This window comes from Noviherbaspirillum denitrificans (assembly GCF_002211445.1).
Lineage (GTDB): Bacteria > Pseudomonadota > Gammaproteobacteria > Burkholderiales > Burkholderiaceae_D > Noviherbaspirillum > Noviherbaspirillum denitrificans.
Genome location: NZ_LSTO01000001.1, coordinates 1,370,233 through 1,372,964 on the forward strand (window position 1 = coordinate 1,370,233; position 2,732 = coordinate 1,372,964).

2 protein-coding genes are annotated in these 2,732 nt (G+C 65.5%); both read right to left on the minus strand.

Annotated elements, in window-relative coordinates:
- The coding region (locus tag AYR66_RS06810) for a peptidase domain-containing ABC transporter (protein WP_206047086.1) at window positions 1–1,930 on the minus strand (1,930 nt) is incomplete at its 3' end.
- 1 nt (window position 1,931) lies between these two features.
- Window positions 1,932–2,732 (minus strand): P-loop NTPase family protein (locus AYR66_RS06815; protein ID WP_206047087.1); only part of this gene is annotated, 801 nt, incomplete at its 5' end.

Here is a 2,732-nt window from a genome sequence, read left to right on the forward strand (position 1 = left end):
CCCGCGGCAGGTGCGGCATGGCCTCGGCAAGATGGCGCGGCTGGCCCTGCCAGTCGAGCGCCCTGAGCAAGGGCAGCAGGCAACGGGAAAGATCGGACGGCACCTCGAAATGCTTGTCCACCAGCTCGGCCAGGTCGGTAATCGCCGCCGGGCGGTCCGGTGCCTGCGAGGCGTTGGCGGCATTCGCGCGGACATCCATGACGGCGGTCAGGTCGCGCAGCTGTCCTTCCTTCAGTTCGCCGCCGATCAGCGAATAGACCTTGTCGGCAAGCGACAGCATTGACGGCCGGTGGGTCACCATCACTATTGTCTTTTTGCCCTTGCGTGCGCTCAGGTAGTCGCGCAAGCGCCGGTCGCCTTCCATGTCGAGGTAGATATTGGTCTCGTCGAACAGGATGACGCTCGGGTCATGGACCAGGGCGCGGACGATAGCAATCATCTGGCGCACCCCCTCCGGCAGGGTTTCGCCCACGCCTTCTCCAAGCGGCGTCTGGTAACCCGTCTTCATGCCGGCCACGACGTGGTCCAGGCCCATTTCCTTTGCGATCGCCAGCGCCGCCGGGTTCAGGCTGCTGTCGAACGTGGTCATGTTTTCGAGGATGGTGCCGGACAGGATCTGGCCGGACTGCGGCAGGAAGGCAATCTCCTTGTGGATGCTGTCGAGCGCGAACTCCCGGATCGGGCGGCCGTCGATCAGGATGGTTCCCTGGTCGGGCGCTTCCAGTGCATTGAGCAGGGAAAGCAGGCTGGTCTTGCCGCTCCCGCTGCCTCCCTGGATGGCGATGCATTCGCCCGCCTTCATGCTCAGCGACAGGCGCGAGAACAGGGCAGGGGCGTTGCCGTGGCGCAGCGAAACGTCCCGCAGTTCTAGCCCTTGCATCACCGGCGGCAGGGCCGGTTTATCCTCCGATCCCTGGACCGGCATGTGCATGATGTCGTCCAGGCGCTGCTGGGCGGAGAGGAAGGCCTGGTAGCGCAGCCAGACCGAGAGGCTGCGGCGCAACGGCTGCAGCGCCCGCACCGACAGCATCATGGTGGCCGCCAGTCCGCCCGGGGTCATATTGCCCAGGATGACCGCGGCCGAGCCGGCGAAGATCACCGACACGATCATGATCTGCGAGAACAGGATGCCGAGGTCGCTGGCGCGTGCGCTGCTGTAGGTAAGCGTTTCGCCGATGCCCGCGTTGGATTCCTGCAGGCGCTCGTAACGGCGCAGCATCAGGAATTCCATGGTCAGCGTCTTGACGGAATGGATATTCGACAGCACCTCGGCGAGGAAGCTGAAGCGCCGGTCGTCCAGCACCTGGCGCCGTTCGATCTGGTCGTTGAGCCGCTGGCCGAAGCGGACGCTCAGGAAGACGAACAGGACCAGCAGCGCGGCCGGCACCACCGCCAGCCAGCCGCCGATGGCCGCGATCACGAACAGGAAGATGATGACGAAAGGCAGGTCGAACACAACCAGCAGCGCCTGCCCCGAATAGAACTCGGCGACCTTGGTCGTCGCCAGGATACGTTCCGCATAGGCGCCGGGTTCCTCTTTCTGGAAGTGCCGCATCGGCGTGTGCAACAGCCGGTCGAGCGCGGCAATAGCGGCCTTGTGTTCGTAACGGATGCCGAGCCAGCCGGTGATCACGGTGCTCATGGCGCGCAGGACTTCTTCGAGGATCAGCGCGAGGACGATGCCGGTCACCAGGAAGACGAGGGTTTCAAGGGACTGGTTGGAGACGACCCGGTCAATGATCTGCAGGATGGCGAGCGGCAGCCCCAGCGACAGGAGGTTGGACAGGAGCGCCGACAGCGCCAGCACAGGCACCAGCCGCCGCAGGTCCGCGGAACGCAATGCCTGGCCCAGGGGACCGTCCATGAACTTGAAACGCGACTTGTGCTTGAAGTTCGTCGCGTTGATTGCCGCCTCAGTTGGGGAATTCATATCATTCAAGGGAAACATGGTCGATGATCTTGCGCACCAGGGGGTGCGCGAAGGCCAGGCGGCCGTCGGCATCGGCCAGCAGCACACCGGTTGCCACCGCGCGCCGTACGGCTGGCGCGACGGATTCGTTGTTCTCGCCCAGCACGCCGGCGACCTCGTCGGCGGTGGGCGGATGGCTGCTGCGTGCCACCGTGCGCAGCAGCTTGCGATCCAGGCGCAGCCCGTCGACGCGCGCGGCGATGGTCAGCATGAGCGACATCGCGATGCCGCCATCCGCGGGTTGGCGCGCCAGTTCCACCGCGAACAGCGGAACGCCGGCGGCATCCTTTGCGATGGATTGAACCAGTGGCGTCGATGCCTCGGCCGGCGCCAGTGCCTGCCTGACCAGGGATTCGATTTCCCTGGCGCTCTGGCGCAGCAGGCGAATCGTTTCGGCGCCGCCGTGGTCAATATCCGGCATGTGGCGGCCGGCGAACAACACGATCCATCCCGCGCGTGCGGCTTCGGCGGCAGCGTCGACCAGGGTTCGGCAGACTTCCCGCGACAGGAAGTGGCAGTCATCGACGATGAACAGCGAAGGCTTGCCCGGGATGGCGGCGGGAAGGGCGCTGAACGCGCCGCTTGCATCCGACAGCCGGCCGGTTTCCGGGTCGCGCAAGCGTGTATCCGCATCGGCCTGGGCGCGGCGGAATATCGACTGGCCGCCGTCAGCCTGGCACATGGCGAGAAATTTGCGGCACAGGCGGGATTTGCCCATGCCGGTCTCGCCTTCGAGAAAGACCAGCTGTCCCTGCCCATCTCC